The organism is Hamadaea sp. NPDC051192 (assembly GCF_040682475.1).
GTDB lineage: Bacteria > Actinomycetota > Actinomycetes > Mycobacteriales > Micromonosporaceae > Hamadaea > Hamadaea flava.
Map to the genome: position 1 here is coordinate 36,267 of NZ_JBFBAZ010000036.1, position 24,221 is coordinate 60,487.

26 protein-coding genes, 1 tRNA gene and 1 other RNA gene are annotated in these 24,221 nt (G+C 68.7%); 20 read left to right on the forward strand and 8 right to left on the reverse strand.

Annotation, left to right across the window (positions count from 1 at the left end):
- From AB0M47_RS17730 to AB0M47_RS17745, 4 genes are all read right to left on the reverse strand, one after another.
- Positions 1 to 822 carry a carbohydrate ABC transporter permease gene (locus AB0M47_RS17730; RefSeq protein ID WP_363414411.1) on the reverse strand — a complete coding sequence of 274 codons (822 nt, stop codon included), beginning with the start codon at positions 820 to 822 and terminating at the stop codon, positions 1 to 3.
- Between the two features lie 22 nt (positions 823 to 844).
- Positions 845 to 1,822 (reverse strand): sugar ABC transporter permease, encoded by a 978-nt coding sequence (locus AB0M47_RS17735; protein WP_363414415.1) that lies wholly within the window; start codon positions 1,820 to 1,822, stop codon positions 845 to 847.
- 2 nt (positions 1,823 to 1,824) lie between these two features.
- Positions 1,825 to 3,135, reverse strand: coding sequence for an ABC transporter substrate-binding protein (locus AB0M47_RS17740; protein ID WP_363414418.1), 1,311 nt, complete (start codon positions 3,133 to 3,135; stop codon positions 1,825 to 1,827).
- A gap of 103 nt (positions 3,136 to 3,238) precedes the next feature.
- On the reverse strand, positions 3,239 to 4,516 hold the full coding sequence (locus tag AB0M47_RS17745) for an ROK family transcriptional regulator (protein ID WP_363414421.1): 1,278 nt from the start codon (positions 4,514 to 4,516) through the stop codon (positions 3,239 to 3,241).
- Between the two features lie 270 nt (positions 4,517 to 4,786).
- Here AB0M47_RS17745 and AB0M47_RS17750 point away from each other — a divergent pair, with 270 nt between their 5' ends.
- The 8 genes from AB0M47_RS17750 to AB0M47_RS17785 all read left to right on the forward strand — a co-directional run bounded on the left by AB0M47_RS17750 (position 4,787) and on the right by AB0M47_RS17785 (position 12,487).
- On the forward strand, positions 4,787 to 5,302 hold the full coding sequence (locus AB0M47_RS17750; protein ID WP_363414424.1) for a PadR family transcriptional regulator: 516 nt from the start codon (positions 4,787 to 4,789) through the stop codon (positions 5,300 to 5,302).
- 108 nt (positions 5,303 to 5,410) lie between these two features.
- The gene (gene prfB, locus AB0M47_RS17755; protein ID WP_363414427.1) at positions 5,411 to 6,532 is read left to right on the forward strand and encodes a peptide chain release factor 2; all 1,122 of its coding nucleotides are present in this window, start codon (positions 5,411 to 5,413) and stop codon (positions 6,530 to 6,532) included.
- 97 nt (positions 6,533 to 6,629) lie between these two features.
- Positions 6,630 to 7,310 carry a cell division ATP-binding protein FtsE gene (gene ftsE, locus AB0M47_RS17760; protein WP_253760252.1) on the forward strand — a complete coding sequence of 227 codons (681 nt, stop codon included), beginning with the start codon at positions 6,630 to 6,632 and terminating at the stop codon, positions 7,308 to 7,310.
- Positions 7,311 to 7,361: 51 nt separating this feature from the next.
- Positions 7,362 to 8,381 (forward strand): permease-like cell division protein FtsX, encoded by a 1,020-nt coding sequence (locus AB0M47_RS17765; protein WP_363414430.1) that lies wholly within the window; start codon positions 7,362 to 7,364, stop codon positions 8,379 to 8,381.
- A gap of 55 nt (positions 8,382 to 8,436) precedes the next feature.
- A complete protein-coding gene (locus tag AB0M47_RS17770; RefSeq protein ID WP_363414433.1) occupies positions 8,437 to 9,699 on the forward strand; it encodes a M23 family metallopeptidase in 1,263 nt (420 codons plus the stop codon).
- 50 nt (positions 9,700 to 9,749) lie between these two features.
- Complete coding sequence (gene smpB / locus AB0M47_RS17775) at positions 9,750 to 10,226, forward strand: SsrA-binding protein SmpB (RefSeq protein ID WP_363414436.1); 477 nt, start codon at positions 9,750 to 9,752, stop codon at positions 10,224 to 10,226.
- A gap of 83 nt (positions 10,227 to 10,309) precedes the next feature.
- Positions 10,310 to 11,128, forward strand: coding sequence for a cellulose binding domain-containing protein (locus tag AB0M47_RS17780; RefSeq protein ID WP_363414439.1), 819 nt, complete (start codon positions 10,310 to 10,312; stop codon positions 11,126 to 11,128).
- Between the two features lie 60 nt (positions 11,129 to 11,188).
- The gene (locus AB0M47_RS17785) at positions 11,189 to 12,487 is read left to right on the forward strand and encodes an SRPBCC domain-containing protein (protein ID WP_363414441.1); all 1,299 of its coding nucleotides are present in this window, start codon (positions 11,189 to 11,191) and stop codon (positions 12,485 to 12,487) included.
- A 51-nt stretch (positions 12,488 to 12,538) separates the two neighbouring features.
- Here the strand turns inward: AB0M47_RS17785 and ssrA are convergent.
- Positions 12,539 to 12,911, reverse strand: a transfer-messenger RNA (tmRNA) gene (ssrA, locus tag AB0M47_RS17790).
- A gap of 202 nt (positions 12,912 to 13,113) precedes the next feature.
- On the opposite strand from ssrA, the gene AB0M47_RS17795 reads away from it, so the two are divergent.
- The 4 genes from AB0M47_RS17795 to AB0M47_RS17810 all read left to right on the forward strand — a co-directional run bounded on the left by AB0M47_RS17795 (position 13,114) and on the right by AB0M47_RS17810 (position 18,041).
- A complete protein-coding gene (locus tag AB0M47_RS17795; protein ID WP_363414444.1) occupies positions 13,114 to 14,838 on the forward strand; it encodes a hypothetical protein in 1,725 nt (574 codons plus the stop codon).
- A gap of 32 nt (positions 14,839 to 14,870) precedes the next feature.
- Positions 14,871 to 15,518 carry a hypothetical protein gene (locus AB0M47_RS17800; protein WP_363414446.1) on the forward strand — a complete coding sequence of 216 codons (648 nt, stop codon included), beginning with the start codon at positions 14,871 to 14,873 and terminating at the stop codon, positions 15,516 to 15,518.
- A 63-nt stretch (positions 15,519 to 15,581) separates the two neighbouring features.
- Positions 15,582 to 17,480 (forward strand): cell wall-binding repeat-containing protein, encoded by a 1,899-nt coding sequence (locus tag AB0M47_RS17805; protein ID WP_363414449.1) that lies wholly within the window; start codon positions 15,582 to 15,584, stop codon positions 17,478 to 17,480.
- 168 nt (positions 17,481 to 17,648) lie between these two features.
- On the forward strand, positions 17,649 to 18,041 hold the full coding sequence (locus tag AB0M47_RS17810; protein WP_363414451.1) for a hypothetical protein: 393 nt from the start codon (positions 17,649 to 17,651) through the stop codon (positions 18,039 to 18,041).
- Between the two features lie 59 nt (positions 18,042 to 18,100).
- Here AB0M47_RS17810 and AB0M47_RS17815 read toward each other — a convergent pair whose 3' ends face one another.
- The gene (locus tag AB0M47_RS17815) at positions 18,101 to 18,904 is read right to left on the reverse strand and encodes an S-methyl-5'-thioadenosine phosphorylase (protein ID WP_363414454.1); all 804 of its coding nucleotides are present in this window, start codon (positions 18,902 to 18,904) and stop codon (positions 18,101 to 18,103) included.
- Between the two features lie 48 nt (positions 18,905 to 18,952).
- Here AB0M47_RS17815 and AB0M47_RS17820 point away from each other — a divergent pair, with 48 nt between their 5' ends.
- The 6 genes from AB0M47_RS17820 (at position 18,953) to AB0M47_RS17845 (ending at position 22,468) form a co-directional block, all read left to right on the forward strand.
- A complete protein-coding gene (locus tag AB0M47_RS17820) occupies positions 18,953 to 19,525 on the forward strand; it encodes a YqgE/AlgH family protein (protein WP_253760282.1) in 573 nt (190 codons plus the stop codon).
- 72 nt (positions 19,526 to 19,597) lie between these two features.
- Positions 19,598 to 19,670, forward strand: a tRNA-Ala gene (locus tag AB0M47_RS17825).
- A 187-nt stretch (positions 19,671 to 19,857) separates the two neighbouring features.
- Positions 19,858 to 20,100, forward strand: a complete 243-nt coding sequence (locus AB0M47_RS17830) for a hypothetical protein (protein WP_363414457.1) — start codon at positions 19,858 to 19,860, stop codon at positions 20,098 to 20,100.
- 61 nt (positions 20,101 to 20,161) lie between these two features.
- Positions 20,162 to 20,446 carry a hypothetical protein gene (locus tag AB0M47_RS17835; protein WP_363414460.1) on the forward strand — a complete coding sequence of 95 codons (285 nt, stop codon included), beginning with the start codon at positions 20,162 to 20,164 and terminating at the stop codon, positions 20,444 to 20,446.
- A complete protein-coding gene (locus tag AB0M47_RS17840; protein WP_363414463.1) occupies positions 20,443 to 21,708 on the forward strand; it encodes an MFS transporter in 1,266 nt (421 codons plus the stop codon). The genes AB0M47_RS17835 and AB0M47_RS17840 overlap by 4 nt, the downstream gene beginning before the upstream one ends.
- Positions 21,709 to 21,730: 22 nt before the next feature.
- On the forward strand, positions 21,731 to 22,468 hold the full coding sequence (locus AB0M47_RS17845; protein WP_363414466.1) for a VOC family protein: 738 nt from the start codon (positions 21,731 to 21,733) through the stop codon (positions 22,466 to 22,468).
- A 31-nt stretch (positions 22,469 to 22,499) separates the two neighbouring features.
- On the opposite strand, the gene AB0M47_RS17850 is transcribed toward AB0M47_RS17845, so the two are convergent.
- Positions 22,500 to 22,781, reverse strand: a complete 282-nt coding sequence (locus AB0M47_RS17850; protein ID WP_363414469.1) for a hypothetical protein — start codon at positions 22,779 to 22,781, stop codon at positions 22,500 to 22,502.
- A 162-nt stretch (positions 22,782 to 22,943) separates the two neighbouring features.
- Between AB0M47_RS17850 and AB0M47_RS17855 the strand changes: the two genes are divergently transcribed.
- Complete coding sequence (locus tag AB0M47_RS17855; protein ID WP_363414490.1) at positions 22,944 to 23,312, forward strand: helix-turn-helix transcriptional regulator; 369 nt, start codon at positions 22,944 to 22,946, stop codon at positions 23,310 to 23,312.
- 10 nt (positions 23,313 to 23,322) lie between these two features.
- Entirely contained in the window at positions 23,323 to 23,751 is a 429-nt protein-coding gene (locus AB0M47_RS17860; RefSeq protein ID WP_363414472.1) for a VOC family protein, read from the forward strand.
- Positions 23,752 to 23,813: 62 nt separating this feature from the next.
- Here AB0M47_RS17860 and AB0M47_RS17865 read toward each other — a convergent pair whose 3' ends face one another.
- Positions 23,814 to 24,176 (reverse strand): cupin domain-containing protein, encoded by a 363-nt coding sequence (locus tag AB0M47_RS17865; protein ID WP_253760294.1) that lies wholly within the window; start codon positions 24,174 to 24,176, stop codon positions 23,814 to 23,816.
- Positions 24,177 to 24,221: the final 45 nt, after the last annotated feature.

Consider the following 24,221-nt stretch of genomic DNA (forward strand, 5'->3'; position numbering starts at 1 on the left):
TCAACCTTTCACTCCGGTGAGCGTCACGCCTTGCACGAACGCCTTCTGCGCGAAGAAGAACAGCACGATGACCGGAACCATCGTGATGAGCGTGGCGGCGCTGACGAGGTGCCACTCCACGTGGTGCAGCGTCCGGAAGGAGGCCAGCGCCAGCGAGATGGTCCAGTTGTCGGCGTTCTCGTTGGTGTAGAGCAACGGGCCGTAGTAGTCGTTCCAGGCGTAGAAGAACTGGAACATCGCGGCGGCGGCGATGCCCGGCCGGGCCATCGGCAGCACCACCTTCAGCAGCGTCCGCCACTCGCCGCACCCGTCGATCCGGGCCGCGTCCAGGTACTCGTCCGGGATGGTCACGAGGAACTGGCGCAACAGGAAGATGGAGAAGGCGTCGCCCAGCAGCATCGGCAGGATCAGCGGCCACAGCGTGCCGGTCAGATGGCCGCCGGCCCAGAGCATGTACACCGGAACCGTGGTCACCTGCGGCGGCAGCATCATCATGCAGATGATCAGGGTCATCATCAGGTTGCGGCCGCGCCAGCGCAGCTTCGCCAAGGCGTACGCCGCCGGGACGCTCGACAGCAGCATCGCGCCGGTGGCGAGCCCGGCGTACATCGCCGTGTTCCCGAGGTATTTCAGCAGCGGCGTCTTCGAGAAGACCTCCGCGTAGTTCTCGGGATGCCAGGAGTGCGGCCACAGATCGGAGGTGAAGGTCTGGTTGCTGGTCATCATCGAGGTGAGGGCCAGGAAGAGCACCGGGGCCAGAAACATCAGCGACAACGCGATGGCGATGCTGTGCTTGGCCACGAAGAGCAGCGCCCGGTTCATCGGTCACCGCCGGTACTGAGCCTCATGATTCACCTCTGGTGAAAGCTTTGAACCGGCGGATGAGGATGACCGTGATGCTCATCGACACGGCGAACAGCAACAGGGCCAGCACATTGGCGTACCCGAAGAGGTTGTAGCGGAAGCCCTCGGTGTAGAGCCACATCGGGTAGGTGAGCATGGAGTTCTGCGGGTAGCCGAAGGTGCCCGATACGCCGCCTCCGCCGGTGACCTGGTTGGACGCGACGCTCGCGGCCACCGCGGCCTGGGTGAAGTACTGGGCGCAGCCGATGATGCCGGTGATCGTCGCGAAGACCAGCACGGGCTGAATGGTCGGCAGGGTCACGTAGCGGAACTTCTGCCAGCCGTTCGCGCCGTCCAGCGAGGCCGCCTCGTAGAGGTCGACCGGCACGTCCAGCAGTGCGGCGACGAAGATGATCATCAGGTCGCCGATCGCCCACAGGCTCAGCAGGACCAGTGCGGGCTTGGCCCACGCCGGGTCGTTGAACCAGCGCGGCCCGTCGATCCCGAGCCACCGCAGCATGGTGTCCAGCGGCCCGGTCTGCGGCTTCAGCAGCAGGACGAAGGCGATCGTCGCGGTCACCGGCGGCGCGAGGGCGGGCAGATAGAACAGCGTCCGGTACGCGCTGCGCGACCGCTTCATCGCGTTGAGCAGCATGGCGGTGAGCAATGCTCCGACGATGCGAGCCGGGACCATGGCGGCGGTCAGCCACAACGTGTTCCGGGCGGCGATCCCGACGAGGGGGTCCTGGAAGAGATACCGCCAGTTGGCCAGGCCGACCCACTCCGGCGGGTTGATCAGGGTGAATCGGGTGAACGAGAAGTACACGGCGGCGACGAGCGGATAGCCCAGGAAGACGATGAGACCGAGCAGGGCCGGTCCGATGAAGGTGAGCACGACCAGACGGGGGCGGCGCGACCCGCGCGCACCCCGCCGGAGGGCCGAAGTCTTCCGGCCCTCCGTCAGAGTGACTGTGGCCATGGTCAGCCGGCCAGCTTGATGACGTCGTTGATCTGTTTGTCCACTTCCGACAGACCGGCGGGCAGATCCTTCTTCTGCCCGGACTGCCAGGCGTCCACGAAGGTCCCGAAGGTCTCCTGGTACGCCGGCCCGACCGCGCTCGGCGGTGTGGTGCCGCTCTGGGCGTGGGCGAAGATGCTCAGGAAGACCTTGAAGTCGTCGTCCACCTGAAGGTCGGGTGCGGTCAGCGCGGACGTCAGGGTCGGCACGTTGCGGATGCCGTTGCTGAGCTTGACCTGCGCGCCCTGGTCGAGCGTGAGGTACTTGACCAGCGCCCAGGCGGCTTCCGGGTTCTTCGCCGTACGCGAGACGCCGATGACGTTGCCGGAGATGTATCCCGAGCCGTACCGGCTCGCGTCGGCGGTAGGCAGCGGGCTGACGCCGTACTCGACGTTCGGGGCCTGGTCCTTCAGGAACGCCAGCCGCCATTCGCCGTCGACGGCCATCGCGACCTGGCCCTTCTGGAAGGCGTTGTCGGCCGACCACTCGTCACCGAGGCTCGCCCGGAACTTCTCCAGCTTGTCGTAGCCGTACCAGTCGACGAGGTCCTTCTGCCACTTGAGCAGCGCCTGCCATTGCGGGTCGCCGCCGATCGCGGAGGTGCCGTCCGGCTTGAGCCACTGCGCACCGACCATCGGGCCGAGGTGCGACGGCGAGTTCTCGTAGAACCCGAACAGGGGAAGGAAACCGGCGCGCTCGATCGTGCCGTCCGGCTTGCGTACCGTCAGCTTCTTCGCGGCCTCGGTGAGTTCGTCGAGCGTCTTGGGCGGATTGGCGATGCCCGCGTCCGCGAGCATCTTCTTGTTGAAGTAGAAGCCGTACGCGTCGGCGAGGAACGGCATCGCACACCGCTTGCCGCGGAACTCGGTGTAGGACCGCACGACTTCGGGCATGACCTTGAGGTCCACGCCGTCGCGCTGGATGTAGGGGGTCAGGTCGACCCAGCCGCCGGTGGCGCAGAACTTGCCGACGATGTCGGTGGAGTAGCTGATCGCGACGTCCGGGCCGGTGCCGGCGCCGATCGCCTGGACCACCTTGCTGTCGTCCTGCCCGCCCTTGACGGTGACCTTGACCTTCGGGTACTTGGCCTGGAAGTCGGCGATGATCCCGTCGATCGCCTTGGCCTCACGGTCGGTGAAGAAGTGCCACAGCTCGATCTCGCCGGACGGTTCGACGCCCGGGGTGGCGATCGGCTTCGGCTCGGGCGCCGGCGTGCAGGCCGCGGTGACGGCCAGCAGCGCGGCGAGCCCGGCCAGTATCCGGGTACGACGCATCGAAGGTGCTCCTCTCGGAAGAACCCTGAAGAAGGTATGGGGGAACGCGGCGACGGCCCGATGGCCTCGCCGGATGCGGTGCGGTGCTGGGGTGGTCGGCCGGTCAGCCGACTGGAACGTTGGCGCGCAGTGCGTTGATCAGCGAGTCCCGCACGGTACGCAGCCCGGCGTCGACGGCCCCGAGTAGGACCGCGTCGTCGGCGATGCCGGTGACCGCGATGGTGATGTCGAGGGGGATGGTGCTGGAGATGGCGGCGCGGACCCGGCGCGCCAGTTCTTCGCCGCCCGCCTGGGCGACCTCGCCGGCTAGCACGATCAACGGCGGATCGAGTACGCCGGCCACCGCGCCGACGCACTGGCCCATGCGGCAGGCCAGCTCGTCGAGGAACTTCTCCGCTTCGGCCCGGCCACCGGCGCCGGTGGCGGGGTGTGCAGCGGCGTCGACCGCGGCTGCGACGGCGTCGGCCGCCCCGGACGCGGTCAGCCCGTGGGCCGCGGCCAGCTCGACGACGGCCGGGCCGCCGACGAGTTCCTGCATGTCCCGCGGACCCTGGCCGGGCAGTCCTACCGGGACGTAGCCGATCTCGCCCGCTCCGCCGCGTGCGCCGCGAAGCAGGCTGCCGCCCAGGTCGATGGCCAGACCCAGGCCTTCGCCGAACCAGAGGAGGGCGAAGCTGCTCGCCGGGTCGCCGCCGGCGCGCTCCGGCGTACGCAGCCCGGCGGCCACGCCGCGGCCTCGTTCGGCGATGGCGGCGAGGTTGACGTCGTTCTCCACCGCGACCGAGGCGCCGAGGCGTTCGCCGAGCTGGGCGACGAGCCCGGCCCGGTCGAACCCGGCGATGTCGATGTGCCGGATCACTCCGCCGTCGGCGTCGTAGGAACCGGGCACTCCGAGGTGGACGTGCGAGATGCCGGTCCGGTCGAGACCGGCCAGCGTGGTCAGCCGGCCGACGATCTCCTCGATCGCGACCAGCGGATCTGCCTTCACCAGGTCGACCCGGTCATGTACGCGCGCATGCACGGTACCGGCGAGGTCGACAAGTGCTGCGGTGAACTCAGGACGGGCCAGATCGGTCGTCTCTTTGACGGACACGGCCACCGCGTACGCCGCGGCGGGGTTAGCCGCGTAGATCTCGGCGTTCGGACCTGGACCGCCACGGGTATGACCCACCACGATGGCCAGACCGGCATCGGTGAGCCGGCGGAGGACATCGGAGGTGGTCGGCTTGGACAGGCCGGTGAGCTCGCGCAGGTCACCCCGGGTCAGGGTGCCTCGATCGAGCAGGTGGGCGAGCGTGGCGCTCTCGTTCATGGCGCGCAGGAGCTTCGACGAACCGGCCAATCGCCCCGCGGACTCCGTCCGCGGCTGGTGGCGCAGCATCTTCAGCTCCCTCGCTCTCGCCTCGCGCAGTGGCATGCGTGCTACGGCTTGCTGTGCGCGATCCTAGTGGGTCTGAACTGTTAGGCAAACTGACTAACTATAGCGGCAGAGTAAACGAGCAGGATGACACCGTCAAGAGGATAAATCGGACACCGTGACAAGCGGATCGTCCGGACGTCTGGTCCGTCCTGGACTGTCTCCGCAAGACAGTGCACAGTGGAATGAGCGGAAATAGTGGACAGAGGACCGACAAAGTGGCAGCGTAGAGGCATGGCGGAAGCAGGAATCAACGCAACCGCAGCAGCCGTTCTCGGCTTGCTGCATGAGGGACCCATGACAGGCGGCCAGCTCATGGCCGCCGCGGACCGGCGCCTCGGCGCATACTGGTCGATGACTCGCAGCCAGGTCTATCGCGAGCTGCCGGCTCTGGCCGAGCTGGGCTACGTCAAGCTGGGCAAGCCCGGTCCCCGGGCCAGCCAGCCCTACGCGATCACCGCGGCCGGCAAGCGGGCGTTCACCCGCTGGCTCGCCGAGCCGCCCGGGCGCGATCTGCTGCGCAACCCCACCGCCCTGCGGGTGGCTTTCGGGTCGCAGCACACCGCCGGTCAGCTCAAGGAGCTGATGGCGGGGGCCAACGAGTACCACGCCGAGGCACTGGCGACCGCTAAGGAACAGGCCAAGGAGGCGAAGAAGGAGGGGGACGAATACGGCGCCGCTGCGCTGGACTTCGCCGTCGCCTACCACAAGGCCGCCCTCACCTGGTTGAAGACGGCCCCTACCAAGTAGGGATTCGATCCGGTAAAACCAGGTAAACATGGTTAATTCGGTGTGGGCGGTTGCGGACTGCCCACACCGAGGTATTTCTGATTGCGAGTCCGCGTAGTCTTGTTTGACGTGACAGTCGCGGACTACGCCGATCAGTTCAAGCAGCTCGATGCCACGCTGCGCAATGTCGAGCGAGTACTCGACCTCGACCGGCTGCGCCGGGACAAGGCGGGACTGGAGGAGCAGGCGTCCGCCCCGGACCTGTGGGACGACCAGGCCCGAGCGCAGCAGGTGACCTCCCAGCTCTCCTATGTCAACAGCGAGATCGCCCGGATGGAGGGCCTGCGCCGCCGGCTCGACGACGCCCAGGTGCTGCTGGAGCTGGCCGAGGCCGAGTCCGACCCGTCGGCGGTCGCCGAGGTCGGCACCGAGCTGGCCGGGCTCGCCAAGGCGATCGAGGAGGTCGAGGTCCGGACCCTGCTGTCCGGGGAGTACGACTCCCGGGAAGCCTTGATCAACATCCGGGCCGGCGCGGGCGGCGTCGACGCCGCCGACTTCGCCGAGATGCTCCTGCGGATGTATCTGCGGTGGTCTGAGCGCCACGGCTACGCCACCGAGGTCTACGACACGTCATACGCCGAAGAAGCTGGCCTGAAGTCGGCCACGTTCGCCGTGAAGGCCCCGTACGCGTACGGGACGCTCAGTGTCGAGGCAGGCACGCACCGGCTGGTCCGGATCAGCCCGTTCGACAACCAGGGGCGTCGCCAGACCAGCTTCGCCGGCGTCGAGGTGCTGCCGGTCGTGGAGCAGACCGACCACATCGACATCCCCGAGAACGAGATGCGGATCGACGTCTACCGGTCCTCCGGCCCGGGTGGCCAGTCCGTCAACACCACCGACTCGGCGGTACGCATCACGCACATCCCGACCGGGATCGTCGTCACCTGTCAGAACGAGAAGTCGCAGCTCCAGAACAAGGCCGCGGCGATGCGCGTACTCCAGGCCCGGCTGCTCGAACGCAAGCGGCAGGAGGAGCAGGCGAAGCTGCAGGGCCTGAAGACGGACGCCGCCGGCTCCTGGGGCGACCAGATGCGCAACTACGTCCTGCACCCGTACCAGCTGGTCAAGGATCTGCGGACGGAGCAGGAGACGGGTAACCCGACCGCGGTCTTCGACGGCGACCTCGACGAGTTCATCGAGGCGGGCATTCGCTGGCGCAAACAGCAGCAAATGGAGGCGGCCACCAGCTGATCGGACAGCGAGGTCTGTTCGAAAGGGTGAAGGTTTGTCCTCGGCAGGGTGGCCGCGGCGGTTCACAGCCGAGCAGGACCGGCTAGACTCTCGTCCCGTGATTCGGCTCGAGCATGTGACCAAGACCTATCCGAAGGCGTCCCGGCCCTCACTGGACGACGTGTCGGTCTCGATCGAGAAGGGCGAGTTCGTCTTCTTCATCGGTCCGTCCGGCTCAGGCAAGTCGTCCATCATCAAGATGTTGTTGCACGAGATCGCCCCGAACCGGGGCAAGGTCCACGTGAACAACAAGGACGTGACCTCCATCCGGGGCTGGAGCATCTCCAAGTTCCGTCGTTCCATCGGCTGTGTGTTCCAGGACTTCCGGCTGCTGCCCAACCGCACGGCGTACGAGAACGTCGCGTTCGCCCTCGAGGTGATCGGCAAGTCGAAGGCCGTCGCCCGGCGCGTCGTGCCCGAGGTGCTGGAGCTGGTCGGCCTGGGCGGCAAGGAGCACCGGTACCCCCACGAGCTGTCCGGTGGTGAGCAGCAGCGCGTCGCCGTGGCGCGGGCGTTCGTCAACCGGCCGCTGATCCTGCTGGCCGACGAGCCCACCGGTAACCTGGACCCGGACACGTCGATCGAGATCATGCGGTTGCTCGATCGCATCAACCGGACCGGGACCACCGTGGTGATGGTGACCCACGACTCCAACATCGTGAACCAGATGCGCCGCCGAGTGATCGAGATCGAGGGCGGCCGGATCGTTCGTGACCAGGCAAGAGGCGTCTACGGCTGACCTGGCTGACCGACCGATCCGAACCCCCTACCTGGCGGAGGAATATCCCCGATGCGCGCGAAATACGTCCTGACCGAGGTCTTCGTCGGTCTGTGGCGCAACGTGACGATGACGATCGCCATGATCATCACGATGGCGGTGTCGCTGACGATGCTCGGCGCCAGCCTGATGCTCTACTTGCAGGTCGGCGAGATGAAGGACTGGTACTACTCCCGGGTCCAGGTCTCCGTCTTCCTCACCACTGACATCACTGAGCAGCAGCGGGCCGATCTGAAGACCCGGCTGGAGCAGGACCCGGCGGTCGAGAAGGTCTTCTATGAAGACCAGGAGACGGCCTACAACCGCTTCAAGCTGCAGTTCAAGGACCTGCCCGACCTGGTCAAGTCGGTGGAGCCCACGTCGCTGCCGGCGTCGTTCCGGGTCACGCTCAAGGACCCCGAGAAGTCGGCCCAGTTCGCGGCGGCCATCGAACAGGCCGCCGGACTCAACCAGGGCGAGACCGACGGCACCGGGACGACTCCGTCCCCGTCGGCCAGTGCATCGGCCGGCGCCTCCGCCGGTACCACTGCGGGCACGACCGAGAACTCGACCACGGCGGCCGGAGCGGCAGACCAGCCGATAGCCGGGATCAAACAGGTGGTCGACCAGAAGAAGCTGCTCGAGAAGATCTTCGGGATCATCAGTTCGATCCAGAGCATGTCGCTGATCGTCTCGATCGCCATGGGTGTCGCCGCGCTGTTGCTCGTCGCGAACACGATTCAGGTCGCGGCGTACAGCAAGCGGCGAGAAGTCGCCGTCATGAAACTCGTCGGCGCGTCGAACTGGTTCATCCAAGCGCCGTTCGTCCTGGAAGCGGTCTTCGCCGCCGTCCTCGGTTCGCTGCTGGCCTTCCTGGCGCTGATAGCCGGCAAGGTCTTCCTCATGGACGGCTCACTCAAGAGTCTCCAAGAGATCATCACTCCGATCCAATGGGGCACGGTGTTGCTGATGCTGCCTGTCCTGGCCGGCATCGGAGCCCTGATCAGTGCGGTCACCGGCTGGGTCACGCTCCGGGCGTACATCAAGAAGTAGCTCCCTTTTAGGGGTATTTCGCCACTGCGGCGTCGTATATCGGTAAGCTGCCGATATGCGACGCCGCAACCGGTTTCAGCGGTCGGTCATCGTGCTCGTGGCCGTGGCAGTCGCGCTGCAGATCGGCGTGCCGTCCGCGTACGCGAGACCGGACGATCCGCGTGGGGACTACAACCGGATCCAGGCCGAACTGAAGCGGACCGGGGCGGCGCTGGAGGGTGCCACCCAACGTGCCGCCGACGCCGTGGCCCGCTATCAGGCGGCTGTGGCGGCGCTTCCGGCGGCCGAAGACCGGATCGCGGTGGCCAAGGGTTCGGTGACGGCCGCGACGGTCCAGTCGGCGACCGCCGAGCGGAAGGCGGCCGAAGCCGCGCAGACTCACCAGGCCGCCGAAACGGTCGTGCAGACGAAGACGCAGGCGGTGACGGCCGCCCGGGAGCGGCTGAGCGCGTTCGCCGTGGCGGCGTACACCGGGAGCGCGGTGGCCGAGTTCAACATGCTCCTAGAGGTCCGGTCGCCCGAGGAGATGGTCCAACGGGTCGGCTACCTCCAGCGGATCGCCGAGCACGAGCAGGCCGCGATCGGGCAGGCACGAGCGGCGCGCCTGGCCGCCCGCGCCGCCGCCAACGAAGCCGAGCTGGCCCGGCGGGCGGCCGCCGACGCCGAGCAGCTCGCCCACGATCGGCTCGCCGAGGCGCGGGCGGCCGAGCAGGAGGCGGCCGACGCCCAGGCCGATCTGGTCAAGCTGGTCGCCGAGCGGAAGTCCGCCAGCGACGTCGCCGACTCGGAGCGCGCCACCGTCCTGCGGCAGTACCGGGAGCAGCAGGAGGAGTCCGATCGGATCTCCGATCGGCTGCGCGCCTGGGAGGCGGCGCAGAAGAACCGGGGACCGGTGCTGCGCCCGGGCGCCCGGCTGCTCATCCCTGTCCGCAACGCCTGGAAGTCCAGTGACTTCGGCAATCGCTACGACCCGTACTACCACGTCTGGCAGCTGCACGCCGGGGTCGACCTGGCCGCCGACGGCGGTACGCCGATCTACGCGGCCGCCGACGGGGTGGTCTCTTACGCCGGATGGGCCGGCGGCTACGGCAACTACACCTGCGTACGCCATGGGCAGGCGCGGGGGAAGACGATGAGCACCTGTTACGGCCACCAGTCCCGCATCCTCGTGTCGGACGGGCAGCGCGTACGCCAGGGGCAGTTGATCGGCCGGGTCGGCACCACCGGCGCCTCCACCGGCAACCACCTCCACTTCGAGGTACGCCTCGACGGCCGCCCGGTGAACCCCCTGCCGTATTTGCCTGGGTGTCTTTGCTAGCGCCCGAGTAGACTCGCACGGTTGATTAAGCACCAGGAGGATGAGCAGCCGTGCCACGGGAGAAGGGCCGCAAGGTCGTCGCGACGAACCGCAAGGCCCGCCACGACTACGCCATCCTCGACACGTACGAGGCCGGGATCGTGCTGACCGGCACCGAGGTCAAGTCGTTGCGGATGGGCCGGGCGTCGCTGGTCGACGCGTTCGGCCAGGAGCGTGACGGCGAGATCTATCTGCATCAGCTGCACATCCCGGAGTACACGCAGGGCACGTGGACCAACCACGACCCGCGGCGTACGCGGAAGCTGCTGATGCACCGCACCGAGATCCAGAAGATCCTCGGGAAGCTGACCGAGTCGGGGCTGACCCTGATCCCGCTCAGCCTCTACTTCTCCGACGGCTGGGCCAAGGTGGAACTCGGGCTCGCGCGCGGCAAGAAGTCCTACGACAAGCGGCAGGATCTCGCCACCCGGGACGCCAACCGCGAGATCCAGCGGGCCCTCGGCCGCCGGAACAAGGGAATCGAATAGCCGACCGGGCAAGGGTTCGCGGCGCGCGCAGACGGTAATCTCCGCTGAGGCTTCATCCCCTCGGCCTTGGGAGGACGTGCGCAGTGGCTAGGCACCGGCGTGACGACGAGCAGTTCGCCGCGGCGGATCCGACGGTGGTGTTGCCGGCGGTCACCGCGGCGGCGGAACCGTCCGACGAGGACGCCGCGCCGGCCGGGGACGCCGATCACGCCGATCATGCCGGGTACGCCGAGGACTTCGCCGACGAGCCCGCCACCGAGCGCCGCCGGGGTGGCCGCACGGTTAGTCCGCTGCTGATCGGCGCGGGCGGCGTCGCCTTGACGCTGATCATGGTCGTCGGGGGCTGGGCGCTCGCCGGTGGCCACGGTGGCGGCGATCCGCTGGTCTACCCGTGGAGTTCGGACACTCCGGGCCCGATCGACGTCTCGATCAGCCTGGAGCCCACGGTGCTGCCGTCGCCCACCGTCGACCCGACGGCGAGCCTGAGTCCCAGCCCGGCCACGCCCCGTCCGACCCGGAGCCGGTCGGCGAGCCCGAGCCTGTCGGCGTCGGTCAGCCCGTCGGCCGAGTCCATGACCGCCACGACCACCGCCGAGGTGATGTCCAGCCAGGTGTGGTCGGACGGTTTCGTGGTCCACTACAAGATCACCAACAAGGGCTCGTCGGCGGCCACCTGGCAGGTGAAGATCGTCTTCTCGAAGGCCGTCCGCCTCGACTCGCCGTGGAACGCCACCGCCGATACGCTCAGCGGGGCCGAGATGACGTTCACGGCCAAGCAGGCGCTGGCCGCCGGCACATCCGTCGACTTCGGATTCGTGGCGTATCGCACTCGGGGTGCGACCCTCGGCCTTCCGGCCACCTGCACCATCGACGGAAAGCAGTTTCCCTGCGCCTTGTCGTGACGCGGCATCCGGCAAATGCCGGACAGCGTTCCCGGCCGAAGACGGAATATATTTCAGCTCGTGAGCGAGATAAACGTTGATGTCGATCTCCCGCACCCGCCGCACCGCGTGTGGCGGGCGCTGACGGATCGCCGGGTGCTCGCCACGTGGTTCATGGAGACCGACCTGGAGCCGCTGCCCGGCGCGGTCGGCCGTGCCATCCCGAACGGCATCCCGGGGTTCACCGGGCCGTTCGACATCGAGGTCGTCTCGGTCGGCCCGGAGCGGCTGCTCGTGATGCGGTGGCGCGGCGACCAACTGCACGCCGAGGTGCGCTGGGAGCTGGAGGAACTGACCGGCGGCACGCGGTTGCGGGTCAGCCAGACCGGCTTCCTCGGGGTGAACGGCACGCTCCGGCGGCGGGAACTGCGTCGCGCGTACCAGCAGCTCTTCGGAGAGGAACTGCTCGCGGTCCTGGAGCGGGCGGGCGAGCCCGGCGCGATCCCGCGGCAGCGCGTGCAGCAACCGGTGGTCGCGGCGGTGGGCATCGAGAACGAGCTGCCGTCGGCCGCGCCGCCCCGCGCGGACCTGGGCGACCCGTCCGATCCGTGGGCGCTCAGCGACCCGTCGGTCCTGGCCGGGGTGCGCGACCATCCGGTACCGATCGACGAGGACAGCGCCGAGATCACCCCGCCGCCGCACGGCCCTGTGGGCCGGCTCGCCGCCGCGTTCCCCCTTCAGGAGCGGGTACGCGCAACGGCGATCACGGTGACGGTGGCCATGATCGTGGTGACCGTGGGCTGGCTGTGGCTCACCCGGCCGGTGCATGTGGACGGACCGCCCGCCTCGTATCCGGTGGCCACCCACGACCCGGCGTTCGCCCTGCCCGAGCAGTCGCCGTTCGTGCTGCCGAGCGGCGGTCCCACCGGACCGGGCACGCTCTCGCCGAGCGGCACCCCGTCACCGGGGGCCTCCGGCAGCCCGTCGGGTTCGCCGAGCCTGGAGGCGTCGGCCAGCGGTCCCGCCACCGGGAATCCCGCCCTCACCGCCGAGTACGCCACCCAGAGTTCCACCGGCCTGCTGGGCTACCAGGTCGCGGTGACGGTGACCGTGCACAATCCGGGCACCTCGCCGCACAGCGGCTGGACCGTCGTCCTCAAAGTCCCGTCGGGTGCGAGCGTCGACTCGAACTCGGGGTCGGTGCAGGTCTCGAAGTCGGGCGAGCAGGTCACGATCACGCCGAAGGACGCGAGCAAGGTCGTGAACTCGGGGAGCGACGTCGCCTTCATCGTGACCTTCAGCGGCGGGGCGCTGCTCGGCATCGGCAGCGGGGGAGTGACCAGCTGCGAGGTCGACGGCACCACCTGCACCAAAGCCTGACGCTCGCGGGCAGGAGAAAGGCCCCGGACCGGGTGGTCCGGGGCCTTCGCCAAGTGGAGGTGCGGGGAATCGAACCCCGGTCCCTCGCCGCATTGGCAGGGCTTCTCCGAGCGCAGCTCGCTATGCCTTTCTCGGCCCCACCGATCACACGAGCGAGTCGGTGTGACGGGCCCAGTCGCGATTGATCTCGCCGCCCCAGCCCCGCGACAGGACCGGATTGGCCAGCCTACTTACTGATGCCGGTGAACTAGGGCGTAGGCACCCCTAGACCGACAGACCTGCTACTCGCCTCAGGCGGCGAGAGCGAGGTCAGCGCGATTAACCTTGGCGCTTATAGGTTTTCGACGTCGATTAACGAGACGGCGTCGACTTCCTCGGCTCGCTTCTCCTACCGCAACGTACGCGGTCGAAACCTGTCACCCCCTGGAGGGAGCCGCTCTGGATGAACGACTTCGTTAATCCTAGCGTCTCCACCCCACCGAGTCATCCCGTTATCCCCGTCACACCGGTCAAATCGGTGAATAATGCTCTCATTGGTCAACTGGTGAGTTGACGCCCAGGAAACAGCAAGGCGACTAACTTACCGTGACGTCGGTTCCTGACCAGGCCTTTCGACGGAGTCGGACGTGACGCTCAGTGACCCCGCCGAGGCGGGCAAGGAAACCACCGCCGCAGCCGGGCAAGACGGGCCGGCGCGGGCGGCGAAGATGCGGAACCGGACGCGGTGGCTGCCCGCGCTCGCGCTGCTGCCCGCCCTGCTGCTGACGTTGTGGCTGCCGCTCAACGGCGACGTCGCGTACGCGCTCAGCGGGCTCGAAGCCGCCGGCCGCGGCGGGGTGAGCGTCTGGGACGTCTTCGTCGCGCGGCCCATCGCGTACCGGCTGTTCCTGGCGGGCCTCGACGGCTTCCGGGATCTCCTGCCGGGCGCCGACTCGTTCGCCGCGCGGAACGCGATCGTCCGGCTGGAAGCCGACCTCGTGATCATCCTGATCGGGATCGTGCTGTATCTCGGGCTGCGCCGGTTCTGCCGCCCCGCGGTCGCCGCGGTGAGTGCTCTCGCGACGACGGCCGCGCTGCTGATCTCACCGCCCTGGCATTACCTGCAGCCGGACTGGGTCGCGGTGGTGGCCGGGGTGCTGGCGGTCGGGGCGGCGGGTGCGCCTCGCCGCTGGTGGCTCGGTGCGCTGCTGGGCGGCTTCGCCACGTTCCTGACCATCGCCGTGAAGCTCGCGACCGCCCCTATCGCGGTGATCGCGCTGCTGCTGATCGCGGTGTTGTGCGTACGCCGGGCGCTGTGGACGGCCGTGGCGGCGATCGCCTTCACCGGAATCTGGTACGTCCTGACGAAACAGTTCCTGCCCTGGGAGTGGATCTGGTTCAACGACCAGGCCGCGTTGGTGCACAACTCGCCGATCCACCACGCGCCCAACCTGACCGACTTCCGGAGCTTCCGGAAGGCGGCGTACGACGTCATGATCGTGAGCCCGATCGTGGTGCTCGCACCGGCGGCGGTGGTCGTCCTGGCTCGCCGCCGTCTCCGGTACTACGCCCTGGCTGTGGTGATCGCCGGGCTGTCCGTCTCCTCGGCGTACGCCCAAGGCGAGTGGTTCATGTACCACTTCGCGGTGGTGCCCGTGCTCGCGGCCGGCGTCTGGGGAGCCGCCTTCGGCGCGAATCGGCGAGCCCGGCTGCCGCTGGGGATCGGGCTGCTCGCCGCTTCGCTCGCGAGCGCCGTCCTGCTGCGGCAACCCGTCGACTGGCGGTTGACGCAGCTCGGCCTGGTCTCGAAGGCGTACCTGCTGGGCGCGGTGTTGATCGCCGTCTGGGCCGGTCTCGCCGCCCGAGGTGCTCGCACGGATCAGCCCAGCCGGTGGACGGCGGTCGCCGGGACGGCCGCAGCGACCCTGGCCATGCTGCCGGCCAGCCTCCCGGGCAGCGCGTACGCCTTCAGCGGCTACAACGCCAACGCCTGGAACGGCCTCGGGGTCGACAACTCGGCGTTCGACGGCTTGAGCACTCGGCTCGGCCGGGACACCCCCGTGCTGTACCTGGCGTTCGGCAACGTCGCGTACAAGATGGGAAATCCGACGGCCTGCCGCTATCCCTCGCCGCAGTGGTTGCAGCGCAGCACCTATCTGCCCCAGGTCCGCGACTATCCCAGCTACAGCGACAACCTGCGCTGCCTGACCGACGACAAGACCGCGCGCTATGTGGTCATCAGCTCCTCGTGGTTCCGCGTCACCAGGGCCGACGCGGAGGTCCAGGGGCTGATAGCGGCGCGCTTCGACTGCTCCGATCAGGCCCGCGTGCCGGCGCCGAGTGATCTGGTGGTCTGCCCCGCCCGGTCTTGACGCGGATCGCGCCGGCCGGTAGGAACTGGCTGGTGCGCCCGGCCGACGTTCCCATGCCCGCCGCCGTCGCGGCCCGCCCCCGCGACGATCGCGGCTACCCGGTCCTCGCGATCACCCCCTGGGCCGACGGGCAGCCACGCTTCGCGGCCACCGGCACCGCGCGCAGCTATCTCTGCGCGGTGGAACGGCGTTGCTCCATCTGTGGTACGCCGATGGCAGCCGGACCGGTCTGGCGAGTGGTCGGCGGGGCCGAGGCGGAGGCCATCGCGGCGGCGATGGCGGCCGGGCGGGCGTACCGGAACGAGGCGGCCACTGTGGAGGCTCCGGGGCATCGCGACTGCATGCTGTACGCCGCCGTCGTCTGCCCCTACCTCGCCCAGTCGACCGCCCGGCGCGGCCAGGACGGCACCCACGCCGGCATGGTGCGGGGCGAACGCAAGAGCGCGGGCGGGGCCGTCGTCGGCTTCGGGAGCCTTGAATTCCGGTACGCCGACGTCATGATGTTCCGGTTCGTCGACGTCGTCGAGTTCCTGCCGCACGACAGTGGCGAGGAACAGTTGCCGGTGTTGGTGTCGGCTATCTCGCAATCCACCGCGGCAACGCCCGAGTGCCCGGACTATCTCCTGTCGGATGAGGAATCGGCGACCCGCCGCTTCACCACCTATCTGGACGTTCGCTGATACCGTTCCGCTCGGCATCCGCCGTGAGTTCGGGGATGCGGTGCCCCTCAGCCAGGAGAATCAATGCGTACTCTGCTCGCCCGTCAGCGGGCCGCCACTGCTGCTGTCCTCATCGCCTCGGTCGCCGTCCTCGCCGCCTGCGGGGAGAAGAAGGACCCCGGGGCCGAACCGAGCGCCTCGTCCACCCCGGCCATCACGGCCGGCGCCGTGCTCATCTCGGACGGCACCGCCGTCGTGCGGATCGGCGACCGCAAGGTCACCTTCCCGACGACGGTCAAGGACGCCGCCTGGTCGCCCGACGGCAGCCGGATCGCGTTCGTCGACGGGGACGGCAACATCTCGACCAGCCGGCCCGACGGCAGTAGCCGCGTCGCGGTCACCAAGGCGAAGGCGGGGGCCACCCGGTCGGAGCCGACCTGGTTCGGCTACCGAATCCTGTTCACCGAGACCGACGCCAAGGGCGTCTCCCGGCTGATGCAGGTCGGTTCCAACGGCTCCGTCGTCACGACTCGGAAGGAGACGGTCACCGAGGCGTACCTCGGCCCGGACCTGCCCGAGACCGGGGCGGCCGAGGCCAACGCCGTGATCGGCACCGAGTTCGTGGCCGGGGTGGGCGAGGTGGCGTACACGGCGACGACCTCGAAGGGCAGCGACGTCTGGGTCATCGACGTCAACCAGCGGGAGCCGTACGGCACCAAGATCGCCGCCGGTAAGGACCCGGCGCTGTCGCCCGACGGCAAGCAGGTCGCGTACGTGGCCAAGGACGGTCAGGTCGCCGTCGCAGCCGTCGAGTTCAGCCAGAAGAAGACCTCGAAGCCCCACACGATCACCACCGGCGCCCAGTCGCCCAGCCACCTCGTCTGGTCGGCCGACGGCAAGCGGGTGGCGTACTCGACCTCGACGGGCATCGAGAGCGTGGCCGCGGCCGGTGGCGACAAGCAGGAGGTGTCCGCGACCCCGGGAGTGGCCGCCTACCTGCCGGTGGCCCGCGACAAGGTGTCCCGGGTGACCGGCGCGGACCCGGTGGCGATGTCCATCGCCGCGTCCAAGCTGCGCTACCCGACGATGAAGCAGTACATGCAGACCGAGGACGTGCACCCGGCGAACGGGGCGGTCCTCACGTCGGCCGCGAAGCCCGAGACCGCCCTGCTCGCCGCGCAGCTGTCCTGGGCGGCGCACGGCCCGACGCTGTTCACCTCCGGCCCGAACCTGGACGCGCCGGTCCAGGAGGAGCTGACCCGGATCTTCGGCAAGATCGACAAGTCGTTCGACGGACCGACCGTTTACCTGGTCGGCGGGACGGACGTGGTGTCGGCCGCGACCGAGTCGGCCCTCAAGAAGGCTGGCTACCGCACCCAGCGCATCACCGGCGCGGACCCCGTCGCCCTCGCCGCGGCCGCTGCCAAGGAAGTGCGTTACATCGACAACGTCTACGTCGTGGACAGCAAGGACGCCAAGCTGACCGCCGCCGTCGCCGGTGTGGCCAACACGGGCGGCATCCTCTTCACCGACGGCTCCACCCTGCCCGCCGCTACGAAGACGGCGCTCCAGGGGCTCTATGAGGGCTCCGAGGTGTACGCGATCGGCAGCGCCGCGCAGCAGGCGCTCGCGGGCGGCTGGCCCGGCAAGTCCTCGAAGACCGAGGTCATCCCGGTCGCCGTCGAAGGCGACTCCGCGGTGGCCACACTGGCCGACCTGCTGTCTGGCGGCCCGCGGGTCGCGGTCGCGGCCGACCCCGCCTCCCCGATCGAGACCGCGCTCGCGATCGCGCTCGCCCACACGTTCGGCGGGCAGGTGCTCCTGGTCGGTCCGTCCGGTGTGGACGACGCGACCAAGCAGTGGCTGGTCAAGACGTCTGGTTCGATCGACACGGTGTACGTCGTCGGAGCCGGCGTGCCGGCCGACGCCGAAGCCGCGATCGCCACCGCCGTCAGCGGCCCCCTCGGCCACACCCAGTCCTAACCCACCCCCCTTCACGCGTTGATCATGGAGTTAACCGTGGTCTCGACGGTGTGTCGGGACTGGAAACTCCATGATCAACGCCACGGTTGACCCACCTCACCCCTGGACAGCGCGGCCGGAGCGCGGGACCATCGAAGTTCCAGCCCCGCTGTTCCGGGGAGGTGCGGGATGTCGTACGAACTTCCACTCGCCGTTGGAGGCCTGGCCAAGACGGTGGCGATGCCACCCGCCGGGGACGGCTGGACCCATCGGGTCGTCGCCGGAGTACAAGCCCTCCGCGAAGAACTGCTCGCCCACGTACGCGACACCGAAGGTCCCGGCGGTGCGTACGCGAAAGTGCTGCGGGACGCGCCACGGCTGGCGCCGGGCGTACAAGCCCTCGTCGAGGACCATCGAGCGATCCTGGCCGCATTGGACGCCTCGCCGCCGACCGAGCCGGTGGACGTCGACCGCTTACGGGACTGGGCCCGCGACATCGTCGAGGACGTCAGTTCCCATCGCCAACGTGGCGCGAATCTGCTCTACGAGGCCTACTGCACGGACCTCGGCGAGCCGGGCTGACTCTTCCCGGCGGTGTGCTTCCCGGCCGGGTGATCGCCGACCGGGTGGCGATTATCCGATCAGGGCAGCTCGAACGGAAGCGTCAGGCCGTCCAGAGTGGACGGGCACGGGCACGTGCGCTCCGCCGGCAGCTGCGCGAGCGTGGCGACTAGTAGATCACGCAGCCGTTCGGTGTTCTCCCGGAAGACTCGGAAGACCTCTTCCTGTGTGACTCCGTGGTCGCCCTCGACCCCCGCATCCAGATCCGTCACGAGCGCGATCGAGGTGTAGCAGAGCCCCAGTTCCCGGGCGAGGGTCGCCTCGGGCTCGCCAGTCATGTTGATCACACTGCCGCCCGCAGCGGTGTACGAGCGCGACTCGGCCCGGGTCGAGAACCGCGGTCCCTCGATGACGAACATCGTGCCGCCGTCGACGATCGCGTGATCCCGTTCCGCCGCCGTACGCAGCACCGCCGACCGCCCCGCCGGGCAGTACGGGTCGGCGTAGTTCACATGCACCGCCCCGACGTCGAAGAAGGTGCGTACGCGGGACGTGGTGCGGTCGATCACCTGGTCCGGCAGGACGAACGTGCCCGGCCCCAACTCCGGCCGCAGCCCGCCGACCGCGCACGGGGCCAGGATCTGGCGTACGCCCAGCGACCGCAGCGCCCACAGGTTCGCGCGGTAGTTGATCCGGTGCGGCGGCAGCCGATGATCACGCCCGTGCCGCGGCAGGAAAGCGACGCTCCGGCCCCCCACATCAGCGATCGTGATCACGTCGGACGGGTCTCCGTAAGGAGTGTCGACTTTCTGCTCGACCGCGTCGGGGAGCAGTGCATATAGTCCTGATCCGCCGATCACTGCGAGGTCTGCGCTCCGGCTCATGGAGCATGACCTTATCCGCAACCGGGGCGGACGGATATGGTGCAAGCCATGACATCGGGCGTGGAGCGCATGGAGCTGACGGGTCATCTGCTGGTCGCTACGCCCGGCCTGCGCGATCCCAACTTCGAGCGCAGCGTCGTCCTGATCCTCGGTCACGAGCAGTCAGGCGCCCTCGGTGTCGTCCTCAACCGCGCGACCGGCACGTCCGTCCGCGAAGTCCTGCCCGGTTGGGAGAGCCTCACCCCCGATCCGGCGGTCCTGTTCGAGGGAGGCCCGGTCCAGCCCGACTCGGCGATCTGCGTCGCCCGCGCGCGCTCCGGGGTCGCCGGGTTTCTCGGCTTCAGCCGGGTCGTCGGCCAGATAGGGACCGTCGACCTGTCCCGCGATCCGGCCGGCATGCGCGAGCGCCTCGACACCGTCCGGGTCTTCGCCGGGTACGCCGGCTGGGAACCCGGCCAGCTGGAAGGGGAGATCGCGACCGGCTCCTGGCACGTCTGCCAGTCGCTGCCCTCCGACGCCTTCTCCGCCCGGCCGGATGATCTCTGGGGCATGGTGTGGCGGCGCCAGGGCGGCCTGCTCGCGGCGGTCGCCCACTACCCGTCCGACCCGTCGCTGAACTAGTCATACCCGATTTCGCCGTTGGTCGGCGGCCGTGTAATATCGTGCGAGTGCTCGGGCGACCGAGCGACCTGCGGGGACGTGGCGCAGCTGGTAGCGCACCACACTGGCAGTGTGGGGGTCAGGGGTTCGAGTCCCCTCGTCTCCACCCGTAGTAAGTACCAAGACGCCCTGGTCAGAGGCTTAGCCTCCAGCCAGGGCGTTTCTGATTTCGCTTCCTCTGATGCCCTGCGTGCCACATCCGTGCCACTTCGGCCGATTCAGGGCGTCGGCGTTGCGCCGACCGGCGAGAAGGCGGTCGACCGTAGTCGGCTCCGCCTGCTATCAACAGCCTCATGAGCTTCGAGACCGCTGAGCCTCGACAGCAGCTCGGCCCGTGGGGGTCGCTGCTCGTCGGTCTCCTTTTCGTCCTCATCGGCGTGGCCAGAATTTGGTGGTCGTACCGAGTCGGTGACCGCTTCGAGCACGTCAAGCCGCTGCGCATCGCTGCGAAGAACCCGGGGATCACCCGCTTCATGGGCGGGGTCTCCATCGTCTTGGGCCTGGCGGTCATCGTCATCGGTGCCGTCGCCGGCTGAGCGCCCCGAGTCGTCATGCCAACTGTAACGGCACTTATATAAGTGCTGTTACAGTGAGCCCATGAAGGTCACCCACTCGGCGACGAGCCAGACCATCGCCGCGATGCGTCAGGAGGAGCTGGTCGACGACGCGCCGAGCGAGGACGCCAGGATGCGGCGGATCAAGCTGACGACGAAGGCGTGCGAGGCGATGCCGTTGCTCAAGGCGGGGTGGCGGGCGACGGAGTCGGCGATCGCCGAGGTGGAGCGGGAGATCCCCTACGCGATGACCAGCGACATCCGCGCGGCCGTCGCCCGGCGGACGTTCATCCAGCGTCTCCATGACAACCTGCGGCCGGCACGATGAAGGCGCTGGTCGATATCGGACCGCTCCGCGAGCAGCGAGCCTTCCGCCGACTGTGGCTTGGCACCACCGCGTCCGGCTTCGGCAGCAACCTCACGACGTTCGCCGTCGCCTTCAGCGTCTGGGACTCCACGCACAACCCGTTCTATGTCGGTTTGATCGGCCTCTTCGCGGCGATCCCGCTGATCACGCTCGCACTGGTCGGCAGCGCCTTCATCGATCATCTTGACCGAGTGCGGCTCGCTCGGAGTGCCACTCTCGGGCAGATCGCGACCAGTGTGCTCTTCGCCGCAGCGGCCGCTTTCGGGCAGGTCTGGGCGATGTTCGCGCTTACCGCCGTCGCTGCCGGGCTCTCCGCAGTCGGGTCACCGGCGCGCCGCGCCATCGTCACGCAGATGCTGCCCGCCGATCGGCTCGCGGCCGGCCTCGCGCTCAACCACATGTCCTTCCAGTTGTCGATGCTGCTCGGTCCGGCCCTGGCCGGTGTGATCACGGCCGCGTGGGGGAGCGAGGTCTGCTTTCTCCTCGACGCGGCCACGTTCGTGGCGGCGCTGCTGGGTCTGCGTGGCCTGCCGCCTGCGGCGACGGCCCCCGATGGTCGGCCGGGGATGTCTGCCGTCTGGGAGGGGCTGCGATTCACGATCCGCACCCCGCTCGTACGCGGCGCGTTGCTGGCCGATCTGAGTGCGACCGTCCTGGCGATGCCCGTCGCCCTCTTCCCCGCCATCAACGAGGAGAAATTCGGAGGTTCGCCGCGTGTGCTCGGACTTTTCCTGACGTCGGTCGCCGTGGGCGGCCTGATCGCGTCCATGCTCTCCGGCCTCGCAACGCGCGGTGCGCGTCCGGGGACGATATTGCTTGTGTGCGGAGCGGTCTGGGGTGGCGCACTCGCGCTGGTGGGAGTGGCCGATCACCTGGTGGTGGTACTCGCGCTGCTCGCGCTGGCCGGCGGCGCGGACACCTGGGCGGTGGTCTCGCGGGGAACCGTGGTCCAGGCATCCACTCCAGACACTTATCGTGGCCGTGTCGCCTCGCTGGAGCACATCGTCGGCGTGGCCGGTCCCGAGTTGGGCGGCGTACGCGCGGGCGCCGTCGCGGCGTTCACCTCGGGTGGTGCGTCGCTACTGCTCGGCGGCCTCGCCTGCCTGGTCGGCATCGGCCTCATCGCACGGCTCAACCCGCAGTTGCGCACAGGTGTGCTTCCACTGCCGCAGTCGGCCGGCGCCGAGCATCTTTCCTCCGCCGGTACCGTCGCAGCCCCATGATCTCTAGCTTTATGATCGGCACGTGCCGCTGCGACTTGTTCAGGTGAACTTCAAGGCTCGGGATGACTCGGCGCTTGGCCGGTTCTGGGCGGAAGCGCTCGGCTGGGGCCTTTCCAGCGAAGGACCCAGTGTGACCAACGTCGAACCCACAGGCTTCGTCTACCCGGACCCCGCCGGTATCGGCATCGATGTCGTCAGCGTCCCGGACCCCGAGAACGTGAAGTACCGCGCGCACCTCGACCTCGCCACCACCTCGGCGGCCCACCAGGCGGAGTTGGTCGCGCGGTTGACGGACCTCGGTGCGACGCCCGCTGATGTCGGCCAGGGTGATGTGCCGTGGACGGTCCTGGCCGACCCGGAGGGCAACGTCTTCTGTGTGCTCGAGCCGCGGGAGATCTACCGGGACACCGGGCCGATCGCCGCGGTGGTCGTCCACTGCGCGAACCCACCGGCCTTGGCTCGGTTCTGGGGCGAGGCGATGGACTGGACCGTGCACGAGGTGACCGACGACTTCGCGCGGCTGCGTTCGGCCATGGGCGTCGGCCCGTACCTGGAGTTCATCCGCACACAGGGTCCGGAGGCCGTGGGGAACCGCATGCACCTCGACCTGGCGCCGTACCCCGATGATGATCAAGCGGGCGAGGTGGCCCGGCTGCAGGCCATCGGCGCGACCTTCGCCGACGTCGGCCAGGGTGACGTCGTGTGGAACGTCCTCGCCGACCCGGAGGGCAACCAGTTCTGCGTCCTCACGGCGCGCTGACAGCGGGTGCTCCACGCAACGGCCGGGCCGGTCAGGGGCTGACCTCGCGGCCGTTCTCGTCGAGCGAGTGATCCTGCCAGTACCGGTCCCACTCGTCGTCGACGTGCTTGGGCACCTTGCCCTCGGGGAACCGGACGTAGCCGGCCGGCGGCGATTGGCCGTCCTTCACACAGGTCCGGCCGGTGGTGCTGTGCACTGCCGCGACCGCGTACTCGTCGGAGGGGCAGATCGCCTCCCGGAACGCACAGCCGCTCACCAGGAAGATTCCTGCCATGCTCGCCGCCGTCAGCGCGGCCGTGGCTCGCTTACCCAAGATCTGGCGCCTCCCTCTCCGGTCCGGTCAGTCTCGTCGCCCCGGCCACAGCATGCAAACGTCCGTGTACGCGGCGGCTGGCGCGTCGGATCGAGGCCGGCGTGCGATGCTGGACGGGTGAACCGGGAGGACCTCGTCCGGCTCCGGCGGGCGCGCGACCGGATGGACCGTGACTTCGCCGAGGCGCTCGACGTGCCCGCGCTCGCCCGGCAGGCGCTGATGTCGCCGGGCCATTTCGCGCGGAGCTTCCGGGCCGCGTTCGGGGAGACGCCCTACAGCTATCTGATGACCCGCCGGATCGAGCGGGCGAAGGCTTTGCTGCGGCGCGGGGATCTGAGCGTCACCGAGGTCTGCTTCGCGGTCGGCTGTACCTCGCTCGGCTCGTTCAGCTCACGGTTCACCGAGCTGGTCGGGGAGACGCCGAGCGCTTACCGGGCGAGGAGACACGAGGCGGTGGCGGCTATTCCGGCCTGCTTCACCAAGATGCGTACGCGGCCGAGCCGCACCGCTCGGACGGGGTCGTCAGCGTAACGTGACGGCCATGGACATCAAGGTTTCGCACTGCTTCATTCTGGTGGACGACCATGAGAAGGCCCTGGGCTTCTATCGTGACGTGCTCGGCTTCGAGGTCCGCAACGACGTCAGCTTCGAGGGCATGCGCTGGGTGACGGTCGTCCCGCCGAGTCAGCCGGAGCTGCAGATCACGATCGAGACCGTCGACTCCAATCCGGAGGCCTCGACGGAGGACAAAGACAAGCAGGCGGACCTGCTCGCCAAGGGCATGCTGCGCGGGCTGGTCTTCACGACCGACGACGTCGACGCCGCCTTCGAGCACATCCGGGCGTCCGGGGCCGAGGTGCTGGAGGAGCCGACCGACCAGCCTTACGGCGTACGCGACTGTGCGTTCCGCGATCCGGCCGGGAACATGATCCGGCTGAACCAGCCCAAAAGGGCCGATCGGCTCAAGTAGGCCCGACCGGCCCACGAAGAAGGCGTAGGCCCGTCGGCCCACGCCTTCCGTTCGTTCGACGATCAGCTCGGCTTGGCGTACGTCGCGATCTCGCCGAAGTCCAGGGCGATGCACGCCTCGTTGCCGATCACCTCGGCATCGTGGCCGGGCAGGACGAAAGCCACCTCACCCGGTGTCAGCTCCTGCTCGGAACCGTCCTTCATATGGACGACCATCCGGCCTTGCAACAAGTAGATGAGGTGCTGTACCTCGCATAACTCGGTACCAGCGAGCGGCTTGACGTTCTTCGACCACTTCCAGCCGGGTTCGAACGTCCCCCGTGCGACCGGCTTGCCCCCGAGCATCACGATGTCGGCCATCCCGTTGCCCTGGAAGGGCCGGGTCTCGTCGGGCTTCTCGAACGACTTCACTTCGATGGTGTTCATGCAGGTCACCCCCGTTCGATTTCTTCCAGCGTACGGCGGATTCCG